We start from the raw sequence: 17,706 nt of genomic DNA, 5'->3' as shown, positions 1-17,706 counted from the left end.
TAAATGCCCCTTAGTGTTATATAAAAATATTATATAAAAGTAGTTAGTCGTACTTTGCTTCTAGCTCATTAGCTGTATGAAACTTCTCATGACTTTGTAATTGCTCGTCGTATTTAACGAGGTTTTTAAAGTGCGCTAATTGACCTGAGTTTTTAACTATTTCAACAATAAACGACATCATAAAGTCAGCGCCCGTTAGGGTATCGCCCACTAAATAACGTTTACCTTCAAGGCGGTCGTTAAAGTAGCTAATTACTTTAGCTGTTTCAGCGTCAGCATAGCCTTCTAAAAACTGCGTTTTAGCGCCGTCTTTTAGTACAAACATTTTAAGTAAAAGCGGTAAAATTGCTGAGCTTTCTGCAAAGTGCAGCCATTGCTGGTAGTCAACATATTCAGCGGTATCTACTTTTGGAGCAAATTTACCGTTACCGTATTTGGTAATAAGGTAATCGGTAATAGCGCCTGATTCAGCAATAATTAAACCGCCATCTTCAATTACCGGTGACTTACCAAGTTGATGAATATGCTTTAATTCGTCAGGAGCTAGGAAGGTGTCTTTGTTGCGCTGATAAGCCACAATTTCGTAGTCAACATTTAGCTCTTCTAAAAGCCAAATTACGCGTTTAGAACGTGATTTATTTAAATGGTGTAGTTTGATCATCTCAGTCCTTTTTTGGCTTGTAAGGACTTGGCCTTACAAGCCGTTTAAAATTAAAGTGGGTTATTAATTTTAACCACAGTTTTACCAAAGTTTTTACCGCATATCATGTCGTTGAACGCGCCTACTGTATTTTCGATGCCTTCTACCATGTGCTCTCGGTATTGAATTTTTCCGTCTTGTAGCCATTTTTGCATGTCTTGTGCAAACTCGCCATAACGGTCGCCGTAATCATCAAAAATGATAAAGCCTTGCATTTTAATACGCTTAGTAAGCAATTGACCCATTAGCATACCTAAACGGTCTGGGCCTTCTGGCAAGCTAGTTGCGTTATATTGCGATACTAAACCACACAATGGTACGCGCGCTGCGGTATTTAATAGTGGTAATACGGCGTCGAATACTTTACCGCCCACATTTTCGTAGTAAACATCAATGCCTTTATCGCAGGCTTTTTCTAACTGCTCTGCAAAGTCATCAGCTTTGTGATCAATACAGGCATCAAACCCTAGTTTTTCAACTGCGTGTGCACATTTTTCGCTACCACCAGCAACACCCACTACTTTACAGCCTTTAATTTTAGCTATTTGACCAACCGTTGCACCTACTGGGCCTGTTGCTGCTGCAACAACTACGGTTTCGCCTTCTTTAGGCTGGCCAATATCAAGTAAACCCATGTAAGCCGTAAAGCCAGGCATACCCATAATACCTAATGCGTATGAAGGGTTTGCAGGCTCTTTACCTAATTGCATTAAGCCTTCGCCATCGGTAATGGCGTAGTCTTGCCAACCTGTGTAGGCAAGGACCCACTCGCCTTCGCTAAATTTATCGTTTTTAGACTCTTCTACTTGGCACACTGTTGCGCCAACCATTACATCGCCAATATTAACTGGGTCAGCGTACGATTTAGCATCGCTCATACGACCACGCATATACGGGTCTAGCGATAGGTAAATAGTGCGTAGTAAAACTTCGCCGTCTTTTAATGCAGGAAGCTCTACCGTTTTTAATTTAAAGTTTTCATCTGTTGGAGCGCCATTAGGGCGTGATTCAAGAGTAAGTTGGCGACTAGTCGTAGACATAAAAGATCTCCTATTAATATAAATAAACTACTTACCGAATGTTTACGCTTTAAAAATCGTGTTCAGCTAAACAATAATGCGCGGCTAAGCAGTATGGATATGTACAATGCGTACCTTAATAAAGGAGTTTTGGGCGGGTGGTTGATAATTCAACCTTTGCAGAGTATTTATTCTAAATGGTTTATTTTAGCTTGCTAAAAATATGGCTATTGTAAAACACCCCGTTTTTATAAATGGCCTGTTTAAGCACAGCCTCTTGCTCAAAGCCGCTTTTAATAAGTGCTTTCATAGAGCCGGTATTACCAGCAAACACAGCGCCAAAAATTCTGTTTATGTGTGAGCTTGCAAGCGCTTCATTGCATATAAGTTCAATAGCGCGAGTAATAATGCCTTGCCCCCAATAGGCTTTATTTAGCCAATAACCAATTTCGCCACTGTGGCTGTATTCAAATTCGCCGGGAGTTATACCAATACAGCCCGCAAATTGCCCATTTACAACAATGGCCTTAACCGTTGCATCAATTACGCCGTTTTTTGAGCCTTGGTTTATCCACCAATCAGCATCTGCTTGTGTATACGGAAACGGAATTTTTGACGATAAGTAACGAGTCACCTGTTCATCATTTAAGGTGTTAATAATAAAAGGCGCGTCTTGGGTTTTGAATTCTCTGAGGGTGATCATATTTTTCCATAAATTTTTAGTATGCACGCTAACTTAGCAATCATTTAAGAGTTAAACAATCAGAACCTAAATTAAACGGTTTACGGCTATTACTTTGTTTTAAAGTCCTCTAATATAAGCAAAATATTACACCTATTTTAGATGCCATTATGCACCCTCACATTAAAGCTCTTTATAACAGCGCCCAAAAACCAAGCCGTTTAATTATTGGTTTAATGAGCGGTACCTCGTTGGACGGGCTTGATGTTGCAATGTGTAAAGTAACGGGCGCAGGCTTAAATACACACATTGAGGTTTTAAATTTTACTACTGTTGATTACAACGACGATTATAAAACTAAAATAAAGCAGGTATTTGCTAAGCGAGAATGCGATTTAGAGCTTGTAACTTTATTGCACCCGTGGGTAGGTAAACTCCATGGCGATATGGTTAACCAGTGCTTACATACTTGGCAGGTAAACCCAGCAAGTATTGATGTAATAGCCAGCCACGGGCAAACCATTTACCACTGCCCGCAGTCGCAGCATAATCACAAAAGCTTTACTAATGGCACCTTACAAATTGGCGATAGCGACCAAATAGCCGTTACAACGGGTATTACTACCATTGGTGATTTTAGGCAAAAACACATAGCCGCAGGAGGCGAGGGCGCACCACTGGCTGTGTATGGCGATTATTTGTATTTTTCGAGCGCTGTTGAGAGTCGGATTTTGCTAAATATGGGCGGCATAGCTAACTTAACGTTTTTACCCAAAAATGGCGATGCAAACGGTGTGTTTAGCTCAGACATTGGCCCCGGTAATACCATTATGGATGCGTACGTACAGCAACATTTTAAAGATATGCATTATGACGATGGCGCAAAAATAGCAAAAGCAGGCAAGGTAAATGCGCTATTATTGAATGCATTATGTAATAACGCATTTTTTAAACTTCCAATGCCTAAAACCACAGGGCCTGAGGTATTTAACTTAGCGTATTTAAACGCCGCACAGCAGCTTACAAATACTCACCATTTAAGCCATGAAGATGTAATGGCCACCTTAAATACCTTTACTGCAACCGTTATAGCAAATGCATTAAACGAGTGTGCAGAGCGCGTACAAAATTGTGTGGTGTATGCAAGTGGTGGCGGTATTCATAACCCGTTACTAATGGCGCAACTTACAGTGCTTTGCCCACGTATTAAGGCTTTTAAAAACACCGACGATTTAGGTATTAACCCTGATGCAAAAGAGGCTGTGTTATTTGCTATTTTAGCAAACGAATGCTTAGCAGGTGAGCAGCAACACCTAAGTAATACCGCGCAGGGTATTGCGGGAGTTACTATGGGTAAAGTGAGTTTTGCAGATTAATAACTTGTCGCATCGAGTAATTTAGGTGCAGTTAGCACTAAAACAGCGATAAAAACGTAGACCCCATACTCGCAAAGTAGCTACGAACGCCCTGTGACTTGGTATGTTCAGTTTTTATTTGCTCAGGAATATAGCCTTGCTCAAATGCTTTAATGTACACATCGAGTTGTTGGCTTTCTTTTAAGGTCGTGTTTTTTCCGTGCAGCATCATTTGCACTACAAAACACTGGCTTTGTGTAATGTTACTTAAAGTAAGATTTACAGTACCAGATTCAAGATCCGCATTGCTCAGCGTTTTTTCAGTAAAATACTGCGCCCCACGCGCACTGGGCTGCGTTGCACTTAGTGAAATAACATCGCTCTCATTTGCGCCATCAGGCAACACACACTGCAGCGTAATGTTATGCGCAGCATTGGCTTTTAGCGATAGCTTTTCATATTCCATAGCGTGGCTCATCGCCGCAGACATAGAATCATCAAATGATTGCAGTGCAAATGTTAGTTGCACTAAGGGTGTACTCATCTTACTTAGTCTTCTTGAGTCTATTCATTTATCGGATAGAGATTATCGCGGATCAAGGTTACAGATTTATGACTAATTGCATTAATTAGTACAATTATTGAGTGGTTTGATCAAAGAGGATCTTTTTGTTCTAGGGCTGGAATTACGTGTTCAAACCTCTGTAAGATAATCTCACACGTCCAGAAATAATATAAATGCTTTATGATTTATTTTTAAAAGTACAAATAGCTTTAGTTGAGCCCGCAAGTTAATTTACGGCAGCTATGAGCGATAACCCAACGATCAATGATTACGATACCAGTTAAAGTTTACCCCTTTGTTGCCTTATTATTCTTCAGAAAGAGCTTTATATAAAATGAGGCGATAGCGATAGATTAGGTAAGTGAATCGAGCACGAAAATTTTAATTAGCAAATATACACTTATTCAATTTTTACTGTTGACTATTTAAATACCTAAAGAGATACTTGTCCCGAGTCCTAGGACTCGGGACGCGTTACTTGGAGGGTAGATGAAAAGTCAAGATGTTTTATTATTACTAAAATTGATTTCGCTGCATGTGGGGCTTGATGGGAAAGATGGTGATTCGGACATTATTCAAGTGGATGGTACTTGGGAGGATTGGGATGAAAAGGGGTTAAAACCTACTTTTACCGAAATGGATCAAATTGAAAGCCGATTTTCCTTAAGAAACTTAGAAGGTTTAACTGGGATAAGTAAATCTCAGATTAGTCTTAGCCTTAATCGGATGTATTCCGTAGGACTTGCAAAAGTAGATCGCAAACTTCAAGTACCTAAAACAAATACTAAGGCTTTGTTGGAGTTTATTGCCTATGGTATTCGATACGTTTTTCCTGCAAAAGAGGGGGTGATTGGCAGAGGGATCGCTACGTCGATAGCTGCCCCTGTTCTCAGAGGTAAGTTAATGACGTCTGGAGAGCTTCAGCCTGTATGGTCAAATCCAAGGGGTAATACTAAAGGCATGTTAATTGAGCCATTACACCCTAAAGTATTTTTAGCAGTACAGCAAGATGCCCAGTTGTACGCGATGCTAGCGTTAGTTGATGCGATAAGAATAGGCCATCCACGAGAACGAAATTTAGCACTAGAAATGCTCAATAGCATATTTAAGGTAGCCAAATGAATACAATCAACCTTCAAAAAGAGATGTTAATAAAAGTTGCTACTGCACTTGGAGATGACTTAATAAGATCAATGGTATTTGTTGGGGGTTGCACCACAGGGCTATTGGTCACTGATGAGTTTACTAAAGAGCAAATAAGGTATACCGACGATGTTGATTTGATTGTTGATATCATGGGGTATGCAGCTTGGACTGATTTGCAGGAACAACTTAAAGTGAAAGGGTTTTCTATTGACATGGGCGAGGATGTTATGTGCCGCATGATACTTGATAACCTTAAAGTTGATTTTATGCCAGTTGATGAGAAAGCGCTTGGTTTTACTAACATATGGTATAAAGACGCAGTAGCAACCGCCGAAGACTACGTGCTGAATGATGCATTAACCATTAAATTAATAACGCCAGAATATTTTGTAGCCACAAAGCTCGAAGCCTATTTAGGAAGAGGGAAGGGTGATGCTCTTTCAAGTCATGATATTGAAGATTTACTTAATATTTTCGATGGTAGAGCATCAATAGTTAATGATATTTTATCAGCCTCAGAAGACTTGAAAAATTATATTAGCGAACAGCTTAATAGTTTAATGGAAGATGGTAATTTTGAGTATGCAGTTCAGGGAACTGCTAGGAATAGTTTAGACAGAGAGCAGTTGATCTTTGAGCGTATCGAAGGCTGTATTGTGTATGGCTGACCCTTCTTCACTAAAACTGATACACCGGACTCAACAAGGATTCGAACGAGCAGAAAACAAAGATTATTTTTCGATAATAAATACTGACTTCGGTACTTGGGTATTTGTAATTGATATATCTACCTCATCAATCGCTACAACAAACCTAGCTAAAAGGTTTAGCGAACATTTCTATGCTTGCCTCCAAGGCTTACTTATAAACAGTGTTAAGCTTTTTTCAGAAAAAATAGCACAAGATAAACCTCAATTAGAGGATTATTTTGAAGACGCAGAGAAGCGTAATCAAATTATCCAACAGGCTTTCAGCGCAACTAAAAAAGAATTGAAAATAGGTATTGCCAGCTTTTTATCACTGTACCGTAATGGTAGCTCCAATAAAATTTATGGCTTCTGTGCAGGTGATTGTCGGTTAGGTTTATTCAACAATAAAAGTATTCAATGGTTATCACCTGTTCATACTGGGGCGAACCCATTGGGTAACGATTTTGAAAGTTCGATAAGCTCAGTTCCTGAACGCCATATATTAACTAAGAGTTTAAACTTAAGGCGTAAATTTGAACCTGAAACGTTTGAATTAGACTTTTCAATTGATAATATTTTTGCTTTAGCAACAGATGGCTTTTGGATGGAGTTAGATGAGGCGCAGCAGCAAAGCTTCATCAATGAACCTGATGTATGTTTGGCTGATAGAGACTTAGTTGATGATACTTCGGTATTACTTATTACCTGGTCAGCTCTAGAACAAGAGATAGAACTCAAATTTGAATGTAGTTTAACGTTTGGATTAAAGTCATCACCAAAAAAAATAGCAACACCGATAAATGAAAACCTACTGATTATTAACAGCAGAAGTCTTTAATTTATTAGGGATGTCTACAAAACAGAGAATAAGAATGAACATTAGCGATTAGCCAATTTAATAAGTGCTATTTACTAAAAAGTCATAGAAATCCACGAATGTAATTGATTTGCTAAAGTAAATACTCCGAGCTAGCTTTTACAACGACCAAATAAAAAGCAGATACCTAATTAGCATCTGCTTTTATATTTTTAACGAAGAATATTTAATTAAGCTTGAGGTTTAATTAAGTACTTTTCGCCTGTTGCTTGTTTAGAATAAGCCGCGATTGATTGTAAATGTAATACCTCAGCTAATGACACTTCGTGCGTGTAGTTGCTCGCAAATGTAGTGGTGATTTCATCAGCAACGCGTTTGCGCATTTTCATTACGGTATCTGTGCCTAATTTACCTAAGGCATTAAATAACAAGAACCCGTTTACAGCCCAAGCAAAGCCAAAGTTACGGTTTAATGTAATAGGGCCGCGGTCTAGTGCGCCATAAATGTACACTTGTTTAAATGTATCAGAGCCGTAAATTGTGTGCTCTTTCATATCGCGCGCAGCTGCAACTTCCATACAGTTAAGAATGTCACTTGTTAGTTGGCCGCCACCAATAGGGTCGAACGCTATAGTTGCACCGGTTTCGATTATTGCAGCTGTTAGGTCAGCAAGAAAAGTGTCGCTGCTTGAGTTAACAATATATTTTGCACCCATATCGCGCAGTAATTTTTCTTGTTCTGGTTTGCGAACAATATTAATTAAATCAACGCCATCGGCAATACAAATACGGTTTAGCATTTGGCCAAGGTTAGAAGCCGCTGCGGCGTGAATAATAGCTTTATGGCCTTCAGCGCGCATGGTTTCTACCATTGCTAGTGCGGTAAGTGGGTTAACAAAAGATGATGCACCTTCTTTAGCGGTAGTCCCTTCTTTTAGCTCTAGGCAACTTTGTACATTGGCACATATAAATTGACGATACGTACCGCCGCCAATTACTGCAACGGTTTTACCCATTAATGCTTGTGCAGCTGGTGATGAGCCTGCTGCTACTACGGTGCCTGCGCCTTCATTACCTACAGGTGTTGCTTTTCCAACACGGGTTTTAAGTGATGGCATAAATTGAGCTGGAACATCGGCAGTAATTACTGGGTCTTCATCAGTCCCCGATTGTTTTGCCGTAGACATATCAGCTGCGCTGAATAAAACGCCTAAGTCTGATGGATTTAATGGTGCAGCTTCAATGCGAATAACTACTTCATCGGCATTTGGCTTTGGCATCTCGATGTTTTTTAAGGCAAGTGTTAGTTTATTGTCTTCGCTGATAGTTGAAGTAAGTTGGATATTTTTATCTGTCATAGGTGTCTCCTGCAAAGAATTAAATTTGTTAAGCCAATAACATTATTGTATTGGCGATACTGTGTTAGTAATTAAAATTTAGAATAGATACTTTTATAGCTACGCGTTATTTAGTGTTTGCTGCTTGAATTTGCGCTTTCACTTTTTGCATAAATTCAGCCATATTTGATTGGCGATCGGCCTCTATGCTTTGGGCAATGGCTAATTGGCTCATTGATTCGTTCCACTCTTTCATGCCGGGTACTTGTGCAAGTACATCCCAATCAAGCTGGCTTGAGCCAAAGGCGCTAACAATGGTGTTTACGTAATAAACGTAAATGTCTGCCATTGTAAATTGCTCGCCTGCAATCCAAGGTGAAAACTTACACACGCTACTCAAAGCGGTTACACCACGAGTTAATACTTGGCGTACTTCGGCTTTAGTTGTTTCAGGTACTTCAGCGCCTGAAAATACATAAGGGATGAACCGTCTGCTTGGCAGTTCAAAATAAAGCTCTGCCATTTTCATAATTTGACGTACAACTGCGCGCTCACCTGCATCTTTAGGATATAGCGGGGTTTGTGGGTACGACTCTTCTATAAAGTCGCAAATAACACTCGACTCAGAAATATTAAGGCCGTTAGCTGTTGTGATTGCAGGCACTTTGCCTGCAGGGCTTATTGCTAGTAACTCTTCACTACCGCCGTAAACAAGGTGTTCTTTAAATGGCAGTTGTTTGTGTAAAAGTACATGTTTAACTAGGTTGTAATAGTTGCTAGCAGCAAAACCGTGCAAAGTAATCATAAGTCAGCTTTCCATCATTAAGTGAAGGTGTTTAATTGTCAAAAAATGCAATTTAAGTCCCTGTCTTTAGGTTGAGTACATTATTACTTGTTTTAATTTACTTATATATAGGGGAAAATGCGAATCACTTTTGTCTTTAAGACAATAAAGAGTTTTATTGAATGGAGAAGCGACTTGGATCAACTAAAAGCCATACGGTATTTTATTAAGGTGGTTGAAACGGGCAGTTTTACCAAAGCCGCAAAAGCATTTGATGTGCCGCCTTCGTCGTTGTCACGGCGAGTTGCTGATTTAGAAAAAAGCCTAGGGGCGACGCTTTTAAAGCGTTCGACCCGCATAGTTAAATTGACCGAAGTTGGGCAAATTTACTATAACGATGTTCAGCAAATATTAAATCAGCTAGAGCAAAGCCACGAAGCTGTGCGCAGTTATCAAACAACACCAATGGGGCGATTATGTATAAGTTCAATGGTGAGTTTTGGTGACAAAATATTACTGCCTCTGCTTGATGAATTTAGCGCGCTATACCCCGAAATTATATTAGATGTTAGCTTAAGTGATGAGCTGTCGACACTCGGGCGTGACGATGTTGATATTGCTATTCGCGGTGGCTATGCGCCAAATGAGCGCGTGTTGGCAATAAAACTGATGGATAACGGCTTTATTCCTGTTGCGTCACCCTGCTATTTACAAAAATACGGTGTGCCCACTAATGTTATGGAATTAATGGGCCACAGTGGCCTTTATTTTAAAACGCCAGCGGGACCAACGCCTTGGTTATGTAAAGTGGATGAGCAATGGCACGACGTTTCTGGGCCTGCGGTCGCTATTTCAAATAACGGATCGTGGCTAGCTAAAAAAGCATGTAATGGTGAGGGCATTTTAATGTCAACTCGGTGGGCGCTCGACTCATACCTTGAGTCTGGCCAGTTGCAAGAGCTTAAGTTTGAGCATGAATTAGCGATAAGCCAAAATGCGACTATGGCGGTTTATTTGTTGTATCAAAAGCAGCGCTATTTAATACCAAAGGTAAAAGCGGCGGTCGACTTTTTAGTACAAAGAATAAAAGAAACAGATGAAAGTGTTAAGCGAACAGAATAGTGAATTGTCGGATGGCGCTGCGCTTATCCGACCTACGCTTATTCGATTTAGATTTATGCTTATTTAATTTATTAATGGGTTGTTTGTATAAATAATAGGTAAAAAACGTCTCCTTAAGCTAAAGCTTTTAATGCTGCGACCGATAAATTACTTAATAGGGTTTAGCGATTAAGGATAATCATGGTTAATAATGCACTTGGCAGCCAGTCTAATTTAAGCACTTTACTTGCTCGATCAGTTAATAACGCTAACCAAACCTCTGTGAGTCCTTCGCTACTAACCGGTAGCGACCTTCAAGCTATTAATGATTTACAAACTAACGCCCCCAAAATATCCGATGAGTTATTAAGCCAGCTAAATAACGAAACTATTGACGAAGCACTAGCCAGTAATCAAAAAGCAGGGGACGTGTTACAGCAGCAACTTACCTCGTTATTTACAATTTCAAGCACGCCGAGCACGCTTAACTATAAACTCTCCGATGAAGAACTCGCCCTGCGCACCATAATAAGCTCTCAGCATGAGGGGTTATTAAAAAACGAAAACAGCACCCAATTAATTGAGCGATTAAATACATCAGTTAAAAATATTCAGGGTGCTTATGCTAATACCAGCGATATTTTATCGAGTTTAGGTCAGCTTGGGCATGAGCAAAAAACGTTTTTAGCCTCAAGCCAGCAACGTGTAGAGCGCTCGCTTAATCCTTATATGGAAAGCCTTAATCGCGCAAAATACGAGGATGACGATAACTACCTGTTTGAGCTCTCGGTAAAAACTAAAGAAGGCGATGTTATAAACATTACCTTTAACTCATCGCAAGGTTATGACGAAGAAACAGGTGAAGCGATAGATGGCTTTGGCATAAGTTACGAAGTTAATGGCAATTTATCAGAGGCTGAACATGGCGCTTTAACGCAGGTTATGGCGGGTGTTGGTGAAATGGCCGATGAATTTTTTAAAGTGAGTGAAAATTCATTTAATCCTCTTATAGTCCCAAATCAAACAGACATGAGCTTAGATTTTTTAGCTGGCTTTAATAGTGAACAGTTAGCCGGTTTTAATGTGTCGTTTTCAACAACGCAAAATGATGCGCTTGATACTGCAGAGAATACGCTTGATTTAAGTTACTCCATTGATGAAGCATCAAACCAGCAAGCACTTGTGTTTAAAGCAGTAGGTGGGCAAAACGACATTGATTTTGCACTCGATATGTCAACCATTGGCGCTAAAGACACGCAGCAAATGCAGCAATATTTAGCGTCGCTAGATCAAAGCCTAGAAGATAGCCGAGTAAACAGCACCCAGGACGATAAAGAGTCGGCATTTGGGCGCAAAGGCGATGAGGCAATGCAGCAAGGTTTTGCATTGTTTAAAGGTGCTTTTACGAGTATGTCGGCGGCTGCTGAGCGTTATAGCAATTTGGAGTCACTTGCAGAACAGCACTTTAATGACGGGCGCGCCATGGTTGCCGATTTGGTTGATAACATGATTACAAACGATGCCCGTTACCAAGGGCTTGGTAATAAGGCGCCAAATACATTAGGAGCGGGTATTTCTAAGCTCGCTGATTTTGATGCTACATTTTCTTATGCGCTTGATAACGGCGATTATCAACCTAAAAGTACAATTGAGCTAAACCAAGCGACTGAACAAGCCCAATTAGGGGATCTTAGCGGTGTAACGCAAAGTAAAAATGTAAGTAGCCACTTTGATTACCAATACAGTCGCCCTGATTATTACGACAAAGAAGAGAGTTATAACGTAAACACCGCCGTTAAAAATAAAGAGCTTGTGGGGCTTGAACAGTCTCACGAGGTTGATGTTGATACAAAAATGTTTGAGTTTAATCCGCAAACTAATCAATACGAACTGCAAATGGCGATGCAAGAGCAAACCATTAGCAAAAGTGACATTCGCTTAATTGATGATATTTGGCTTGAAGAAAACGAAAACAGCTACAACATGAATAAAAAAGAGCGTGTTGAGAGCGATGAAAAACAAGATGAGTTTAAAAAAACAAGCAGCCATTCTCATAATAAACTAGTTACCTTAATTGGTGACTTAGACAAGCTAGCTGAGAATAAAGACGTAAGGCGAGAATATTTAACTAACTTATCGCAAGTAAACTTTTTTATGGATAAAAAGTAACGCCTGAGAATTATTCACTCCACGCTCAATATTGGGTATAGTCGTTTAATACCTAAATTAATACCTAAATTAATACCTAAATTAAGAGCAACCTTATGTTTAAACAATTAATTTTACTGTGTGCTTTAAGCATGCCGCTTGTAAGCTGCGCTGCTACAGCGCCATTTTCGGGCGAGATAAGTACGCAAGCACTGCTAAGCGACTACGACAAGTTTAACGAACAATACAAAGCGTTTACGCCTACAGCACAAGACATTGCCCTAATGCAAAAGCTAGAAGGCAAAGAGCTTATTGTATTATTTGGAACATGGTGCCACGACAGCGAGCGCGAAGTGCCAAAGCTGATTAAGTTAATTGATGCATCAAAGGTACAACTTGCAAGCATTGAATATGTGGCCGTGGGTTACAACAAGCAAGACGATGCAGGCATTGCACAGGCTCACGACTTGCAATACACGCCAACGTTTATAGTAAAAGACGATGGTAAAGAGTTAGTGCGTGTAGTTGAAAAACCAACGGGTACGTTAGCACAAGACTTAGCGCAGGGTTTGTAAGGTCTATTCTTCTGTTATGGCAATTCAATTAAAAGGATGTATAAAGTTTGGTTTTCTGTGATTTGCTGCTAATTATAGCCAGTCATTTAACGTCAATTAGGTAAGCGTTATGTGAGCATCAACCCTCGATTTTATTTATAATTAATATGGATATTTATGAAGTGCAAAAAGTGTAAATCAGGAATTACCTCCCCAATTGTTAAAACGACAAATATTAACGGGACTCCAACGCATCATCATCTTGCCCAGTCTGCGGTGAAAATTTAGATGGTTCAAAAAGGTATTGGGTTTTATTAATTATTTTACTTATCGGCATTGATGTAGCATCAAGGTATTTTTCTTAATTTTTTTGGTAACTTACACATAACAAACGCACTAGAACGAACTATGCTGTTGTGACTTCATTCAACATTTTAGCCCCTTATGCGGCGTTAAATTTTAAAGGAATTCTATGACGCTGATTGAGTTTGAAGCTCTAGCATCTGAAAAGCTCTCGATAAATAACGAAGAAAGCAGAACAGACTTTCTTCGATTGTTAAATGCTGGATTATTGTCAAAAGTTATTGAAAGCTTATTAGGTAATGAAAGAGAGCTTAACGAAGTAGCAAGCAGATCCTATTATCACAACAACGGGTTTTTAAAGGTTGTTTTAATAGAAAAGCGACCTCAATACTCAGTTAGATTTCACATTTGGCCAGAAGAGTCTTTTCAAGCACCTGACGTTCATAATCATCCTTGGGATATGACGGGGTTACTTTTGAATGGTTCATATGAGTGGCCAATTTATACCTTCAATCAAGCTTTGGGAAGCTGTGAAAGTCTTAATTTATTTGAGTGCCGGTATTTGGAAGATTACTCAGGACATTCGTTCCACAATCTTGATAAGGTTATTTTGAATCAGGTAGATAAAATAAGCTTTCAAGAAGGTGATATTTTTCAATTTCCTCAGACACAATACCATAGTGTAAGAAAAGAAAACTCCCAACCTGCAGAATCAATAGTCATAACTGGTGAGTCAGTCGGGTTAAGTGCAAATGTGATTACAAATAGGAATATGATGTGTAGCTCTATATTTAAAAACTCCCCTGTCGAGAGTGCTTTCTTACAAGATAAATTATCCTCATTTCTAGATCGGAGGCTGTTTTGATCGTTAAAGATATAATAAAAAGTCCCGCAAAATTAAGAGCTTACTTTATTGGTCTAGCAGTGTTTTTAGTATTCATGATTGTTGCTAATTATTACTTGTTACCGGAGGCATTTATTTACTTTGGAGGACAATATGATGGTGCGATTCCTTCATTTATAAATAATTTAATAGCGTTACTTGGTTCAAGCTTGATTGCTTCAGGATTTATATGGTTTTTGACACCCAGTGGACTAGATAGTAGTGATGTGAATGTAATTTCCTCGCATGATATTAAAGATTCTCTTAATTCCATGCTCAATAGAACAGAACGCTTTTCGTACTATGGTCATACGGCTAGGTGGAACAGAGCTGTTACATTCCCCAAAATTCTAGAGCAGGCCAAAGATTTAAGAGTTACTAAGTATATTGATTTGATAATAATCGACCCTGATGATGCAAGTGCTTGTGATCTCTACGCTTCATTCGGGCATGGCGAAAGAAACAAAGGTAGAAAAATACAGACAGCAACAGATGTAAGAATTGAACTGCTTACAACTTTTTTGTGTTGCCTAGAAATCAATAAATCACCATTTATCGAAATCGGTCTATATGTAACAGATAGGGTTTCAATATCCAGGTATGATATTTCCGATAACGCATTGATGATGACTAAGCCATATCAAGGTGATCCCGCTCTTTATTTTCCTAAAAATACATTCTTTTACTCTTCTTATAAAGAAGAGTTTAATGTCGCCAAGCAGCAATGTAAGAAGATTAATTTGAACATCTCGGAAAAAGATATCAATGTATCGAATCTAAATAAGGTTCTATGCGAGGCGGGTTTTCAGATAGACTATGTTAATAATGAATTTGAGACAGAACTATTAAAAGCATTTGACAAAGTAGAGAGGCCATATTGATTTTACAATCGCATGTTGAAGAACTGCTTTTCCGCTATGCTCCAAACCAGCCGAAAATGCGGCTGTTAAGTTTTTTGGGAGGTTTCGGTGATTGTTAGGAAAATGGATGTGAAGGATATTGAAGCTGTAAGTGCAATTTGTTGTGCTTCGTTTTCTCACTCTATTGCAGACACTTTGTCAGAGGAGGGGAAGGAAACCTTTGCGAATATTGCTGCGAACAATGCTTTTCTTGGTAGAATGAAAGGCGACAACTTAATGTTAGTTTCCGAAAACGATAAGAAAATTGAGGGCATAATTGAGCTAAAGGAAGGTCGTCATATTGCCATGCTTTTTATTAGCCCTGATCGTCAGAAAAAAGGCATTGGCAGAAATCTGCTTTCATCAGCCCTAAAGCATGCAAAGGTTGACACTGTCACTGTGAGTGCGTCTCTGTCTTCAATACCTGCTTACGAGAAGTATGGGTTTGAGTGCAAGGGCGAGGCGAAAGAATCAGCGGGTTTAGTCTATCAACCTATGGAGATAAAGCTTAATGGGGCAAAACAAACAACAAAATAATAGAGTGTAAATATTAAATTAATTCACCACGATTTATCAACGCTTACTATTTGTACATAGGCTACTTTCAGCTCAATTCTAATTTTACTCACATAATCACTATTCACTAAACAGGCTTTTTTCGAATGCTTGCGCAGCATGTGAAGACGGTCTGTCTTTATAATGCAATTGATAAAGTGGCCGAGAGAGTTGTTCGTTATTTTTTTGGCTCAGGCGTGTTAATTTACCTAGCTGCACTAAATCCTCAGTAACTACATTTGGCAATAAAGCGACCCCCATACCTTGAGCGACGGCCCTTGCTATGGCTTCGTTGCTGCCTAATTGCATACTTTGCTCTGCTTGTACGCCATGCTCTGCTAATAACTTAACCGACATTTCTAAAGTACCCGAGCCAGGTTCGCGCAGTAGCCAAAATTGATTGTTTAACCATGCTTTTAAGTTTTTAGCGGGTTTTAAGTTACTCGGTATAACAACACTCATTAAATCGTTTTGCCAGTGTTTACTTATGATATGCGGCTCGGTAGGTGTGCCTTCAACCAATGCTAAATCTATAGTGCATTCAAGTAGGGCGTGCTCAATTTGCGCGGTATTAGCAACTTGTACTTCTACTTTTATATGGGGGTATTGTGCGCAAAAATTGGCTAAATAGGGCGGTAGCCAATAGCTGGCAATGGTTGTACTGGTGCCTATAACGAGTGTGCCGCGCTTAAGCCCTGTGCGTGATTTAATATCTTCAATGGCTGCCTTTTCAATAGCAAAAATACTACGAGCATGTTCAAAAAGTGCTTGTCCGCCTTCACTTAAGGTGAGTTTCTTACCCTTAGATGCACGCTCTATAAGTTGAATATTTAGCTGATACTCAAGCTCTTTTAAAGCTTTAGATACAGCAGGTTGGCTTATAAAAAGCGCTTCAGCTGCGCCTGAAAAACTACCAAGCTTTGCTACCGTATAAAACACTCGTAGTGCATGCAAGTTCATTGTGCCTCTCAAATCACATAACCTTAAGTTATCGAATCATGATTTTAATGTATTGGAGTTATATTTTGCGCTTTCTTAAAATGAAGTCAATTAATCACGATGACTTTATTAAGGGATGACTATGCTTAGTGCAATTAAAGATATGCCACAGCTTTTTAGTATTAATACTAAGCAGTATACCAACTCGCGTTGGTGGCTAGGAATGCTATTGGTTATTGTTTTAGCGGGTGTTGCTGTTGCGCTGAGTAAGTTGCCGGTAATGCAAAGTGCCCAGTTTAGCTCTTTAACTATTGGTATAGTGCTTGGCATTATTGTGGGTAACAGTGTGTTTTCGCGTATTGCTACGCAAACCGATATAGGTGTTGATTACGCTAAAAGTATTTTACTCAAAGCGGGTATTATTTTATTTGGTTTTAGAATTACCTTTGCACAGGTAGCAGGCGTTGGCTGGAGTGGATTGCTAACAGACATTGTTATGCTCAGCGGTACGTTTATATTAGCAATGCAGCTTGGTAAACGTGTATTTAAACTTGATGAGCAAACAGTAATATTAATTGGTGCAGGTAGCTCTATTTGTGGCGCAGCAGCTGTAATGGCAACCGAGCCTGTAATAAAAGCGCAGGCGCATAAAGTATCGGTAGCTGTAGCAACGGTGGTGGTATTTGGTACGTTGAGTATGTTTGCCTACCCAATCATGTTTGAGTATATGGGGCTGAGTGAGCACGCATATGGTATTTTTGTAGGCTCAACTATTCATGAAGTAGCGCAAGTGGTTGCAGCGGGTACAGCCGTAAGCGCCAATGCTGCAGATACCGCCGTTATAGAAAAAATGCTACGCGTGATGATGCTTGCGCCATTTTTAGTCGCTTTATCGTTTTGGCAAAGTAAAAAAAGAGCAAAGGCAGGTAATACTATAAGTAATGAGGATAATAAATCAGGTATTAGCATCCCTTGGTTTGCAGTGTTATTTATTGTGGCAAGTGGTGTACATTCACTCTCTATTATTCCTCAAGTGGCTACAAGCGCAGTTGTTTGGTTTGATAATATATTACTAACCATTGCGATGGTGGCTTTAGGTTTACGCACACATGTTGGGGCAATTCGCCAAGCGGGTATTAAACCGCTGTTACTGGCGCTGTGCTTGTTTTTGTTTTTAACGTTAGGCGGTTACGTAATTAATATAGGCATTGCTGAGCTGTTTTAAACGTT

The 17,706-nt window shown here is 39.4% G+C and carries 18 protein-coding genes; 11 read left to right on the top strand and 7 right to left on the bottom strand.

Annotation, left to right across the window (positions count from 1 at the left end):
• Positions 1–43: 43 nt before the first annotated feature.
• The 3 genes from CXF76_RS07440 to CXF76_RS07430 all read right to left on the bottom strand — a co-directional run bounded on the left by CXF76_RS07440 (position 44) and on the right by CXF76_RS07430 (position 2,422).
• Entirely contained in the window at positions 44–661 is a 618-nt protein-coding gene (locus CXF76_RS07440; protein WP_010554991.1) for a glutathione S-transferase family protein, read from the bottom strand.
• Positions 662–711: 50 nt separating this feature from the next.
• On the bottom strand, positions 712–1,740 hold the full coding sequence (locus tag CXF76_RS07435; RefSeq protein WP_101163360.1) for an NADP-dependent oxidoreductase: 1,029 nt from the start codon (positions 1,738–1,740) through the stop codon (positions 712–714).
• Positions 1,741–1,921: 181 nt separating this feature from the next.
• Entirely contained in the window at positions 1,922–2,422 is a 501-nt protein-coding gene (locus tag CXF76_RS07430) for a GNAT family N-acetyltransferase (RefSeq protein WP_101163359.1), read from the bottom strand.
• Between the two features lie 149 nt (positions 2,423–2,571).
• Between CXF76_RS07430 and CXF76_RS07425 the strand changes: the two genes are divergently transcribed.
• A complete protein-coding gene (locus CXF76_RS07425; RefSeq protein WP_101163358.1) occupies positions 2,572–3,777 on the top strand; it encodes an anhydro-N-acetylmuramic acid kinase in 1,206 nt (401 codons plus the stop codon).
• A gap of 37 nt (positions 3,778–3,814) precedes the next feature.
• Here CXF76_RS07425 and CXF76_RS07420 read toward each other — a convergent pair whose 3' ends face one another.
• Positions 3,815–4,300 carry a hypothetical protein gene (locus CXF76_RS07420; protein ID WP_010554987.1) on the bottom strand — a complete coding sequence of 162 codons (486 nt, stop codon included), beginning with the start codon at positions 4,298–4,300 and terminating at the stop codon, positions 3,815–3,817.
• Positions 4,301–4,810: 510 nt separating this feature from the next.
• Here CXF76_RS07420 and CXF76_RS07415 point away from each other — a divergent pair.
• The 3 genes from CXF76_RS07415 to CXF76_RS07405 are packed head-to-tail and all read left to right on the top strand — an operon-like array spanning position 4,811 to position 6,994.
• Positions 4,811–5,443: a hypothetical protein gene (locus CXF76_RS07415; protein WP_024591164.1), complete on the top strand. Its 633-nt coding sequence runs from the start codon at positions 4,811–4,813 to the stop codon at positions 5,441–5,443.
• On the top strand, positions 5,440–6,135 hold the full coding sequence (locus CXF76_RS07410; protein ID WP_024591165.1) for a hypothetical protein: 696 nt from the start codon (positions 5,440–5,442) through the stop codon (positions 6,133–6,135). The genes CXF76_RS07415 and CXF76_RS07410 overlap by 4 nt, the downstream gene beginning before the upstream one ends.
• Positions 6,128–6,994 (top strand): hypothetical protein, encoded by an 867-nt coding sequence (locus CXF76_RS07405; RefSeq protein ID WP_024591166.1) that lies wholly within the window; start codon positions 6,128–6,130, stop codon positions 6,992–6,994. The genes CXF76_RS07410 and CXF76_RS07405 overlap by 8 nt, the downstream gene beginning before the upstream one ends.
• Positions 6,995–7,203: 209 nt before the next feature.
• Here the strand turns inward: CXF76_RS07405 and CXF76_RS07400 are convergent, their stop codons facing one another.
• A complete protein-coding gene (locus CXF76_RS07400) occupies positions 7,204–8,331 on the bottom strand; it encodes a zinc-binding dehydrogenase (protein WP_007583457.1) in 1,128 nt (375 codons plus the stop codon).
• A 106-nt stretch (positions 8,332–8,437) separates the two neighbouring features.
• Complete coding sequence (locus CXF76_RS07395) at positions 8,438–9,115, bottom strand: glutathione S-transferase family protein (protein ID WP_101163357.1); 678 nt, start codon at positions 9,113–9,115, stop codon at positions 8,438–8,440.
• Between the two features lie 174 nt (positions 9,116–9,289).
• Here CXF76_RS07395 and CXF76_RS07390 point away from each other — a divergent pair, with 174 nt between their 5' ends.
• The 6 genes from CXF76_RS07390 (at position 9,290) to CXF76_RS07360 (ending at position 15,519) form a co-directional block, all read left to right on the top strand.
• Positions 9,290–10,216, top strand: a complete 927-nt coding sequence (locus CXF76_RS07390; RefSeq protein ID WP_101163356.1) for a LysR family transcriptional regulator — start codon at positions 9,290–9,292, stop codon at positions 10,214–10,216.
• Positions 10,217–10,396: 180 nt separating this feature from the next.
• Positions 10,397–12,364, top strand: coding sequence for a hypothetical protein (locus CXF76_RS07385; RefSeq protein ID WP_101163355.1), 1,968 nt, complete (start codon positions 10,397–10,399; stop codon positions 12,362–12,364).
• Between the two features lie 95 nt (positions 12,365–12,459).
• Positions 12,460–12,918, top strand: coding sequence for a TlpA family protein disulfide reductase (locus CXF76_RS07380; protein ID WP_101163354.1), 459 nt, complete (start codon positions 12,460–12,462; stop codon positions 12,916–12,918).
• A 451-nt stretch (positions 12,919–13,369) separates the two neighbouring features.
• On the top strand, positions 13,370–14,065 hold the full coding sequence (locus tag CXF76_RS07370) for a hypothetical protein (RefSeq protein ID WP_058550508.1): 696 nt from the start codon (positions 13,370–13,372) through the stop codon (positions 14,063–14,065).
• Positions 14,062–14,964, top strand: a complete 903-nt coding sequence (locus CXF76_RS07365; RefSeq protein ID WP_101163353.1) for a hypothetical protein — start codon at positions 14,062–14,064, stop codon at positions 14,962–14,964. Before CXF76_RS07370 ends, CXF76_RS07365 begins: the two co-directional genes overlap by 4 nt.
• Before the next feature lie 102 nt (positions 14,965–15,066).
• Positions 15,067–15,519, top strand: coding sequence for a GNAT family N-acetyltransferase (locus tag CXF76_RS07360; RefSeq protein ID WP_101163352.1), 453 nt, complete (start codon positions 15,067–15,069; stop codon positions 15,517–15,519).
• Positions 15,520–15,618: 99 nt separating this feature from the next.
• Here CXF76_RS07360 and CXF76_RS07355 read toward each other — a convergent pair whose 3' ends face one another.
• Positions 15,619–16,497, bottom strand: coding sequence for a LysR family transcriptional regulator (locus tag CXF76_RS07355; RefSeq protein WP_101163351.1), 879 nt, complete (start codon positions 16,495–16,497; stop codon positions 15,619–15,621).
• Positions 16,498–16,618: 121 nt separating this feature from the next.
• Between CXF76_RS07355 and CXF76_RS07350 the strand changes: the two genes are divergently transcribed.
• Positions 16,619–17,701 carry a YeiH family protein gene (locus tag CXF76_RS07350; protein WP_101163350.1) on the top strand — a complete coding sequence of 361 codons (1,083 nt, stop codon included), beginning with the start codon at positions 16,619–16,621 and terminating at the stop codon, positions 17,699–17,701.
• Positions 17,702–17,706: the final 5 nt, after the last annotated feature.

The organism is Pseudoalteromonas sp. 78C3, assembly GCF_002836695.1.
Taxonomy (GTDB): domain Bacteria; phylum Pseudomonadota; class Gammaproteobacteria; order Enterobacterales; family Alteromonadaceae; genus Pseudoalteromonas; species Pseudoalteromonas arctica.
Note: the sequence above shows the minus strand (reverse complement) of the source record. Positions and strands in the feature narration are given on the sequence as shown.

Bases quoted from the DNA above. Each gene is read 5' to 3' on its own strand.
- CXF76_RS07395 (WP_101163357.1), bottom strand. From the start codon at position 9,115: ATGATTACTTTGCACGGTTTTGCTGCTAGCAACTATTACAACCTAGTT.
- CXF76_RS07360 (WP_101163352.1), top strand. From the start codon at position 15,067: ATGGATGTGAAGGATATTGAAGCTGTAAGTGCAATTTGTTGTGCTTCG.
- CXF76_RS07370 (WP_058550508.1), top strand. From the start codon at position 13,370: ATGACGCTGATTGAGTTTGAAGCTCTAGCATCTGAAAAGCTCTCGATA.
- CXF76_RS07350 (WP_101163350.1), top strand. From the start codon at position 16,619: ATGCTTAGTGCAATTAAAGATATGCCACAGCTTTTTAGTATTAATACT.
- CXF76_RS07440 (WP_010554991.1), bottom strand. From the start codon at position 661: ATGATCAAACTACACCATTTAAATAAATCACGTTCTAAACGCGTAATT.
- CXF76_RS07425 (WP_101163358.1), top strand. From the start codon at position 2,572: ATGCACCCTCACATTAAAGCTCTTTATAACAGCGCCCAAAAACCAAGC.
- CXF76_RS07405 (WP_024591166.1), top strand. From the start codon at position 6,128: ATGGCTGACCCTTCTTCACTAAAACTGATACACCGGACTCAACAAGGA.
- CXF76_RS07385 (WP_101163355.1), top strand. From the start codon at position 10,397: ATGGTTAATAATGCACTTGGCAGCCAGTCTAATTTAAGCACTTTACTT.
- CXF76_RS07420 (WP_010554987.1), bottom strand. From the start codon at position 4,300: ATGAGTACACCCTTAGTGCAACTAACATTTGCACTGCAATCATTTGAT.
- CXF76_RS07415 (WP_024591164.1), top strand. From the start codon at position 4,811: ATGAAAAGTCAAGATGTTTTATTATTACTAAAATTGATTTCGCTGCAT.
- CXF76_RS07430 (WP_101163359.1), bottom strand. From the start codon at position 2,422: ATGATCACCCTCAGAGAATTCAAAACCCAAGACGCGCCTTTTATTATT.
- CXF76_RS07410 (WP_024591165.1), top strand. From the start codon at position 5,440: ATGAATACAATCAACCTTCAAAAAGAGATGTTAATAAAAGTTGCTACT.
- CXF76_RS07380 (WP_101163354.1), top strand. From the start codon at position 12,460: ATGTTTAAACAATTAATTTTACTGTGTGCTTTAAGCATGCCGCTTGTA.
- CXF76_RS07355 (WP_101163351.1), bottom strand. From the start codon at position 16,497: ATGAACTTGCATGCACTACGAGTGTTTTATACGGTAGCAAAGCTTGGT.
- CXF76_RS07400 (WP_007583457.1), bottom strand. From the start codon at position 8,331: ATGACAGATAAAAATATCCAACTTACTTCAACTATCAGCGAAGACAAT.
- CXF76_RS07435 (WP_101163360.1), bottom strand. From the start codon at position 1,740: ATGTCTACGACTAGTCGCCAACTTACTCTTGAATCACGCCCTAATGGC.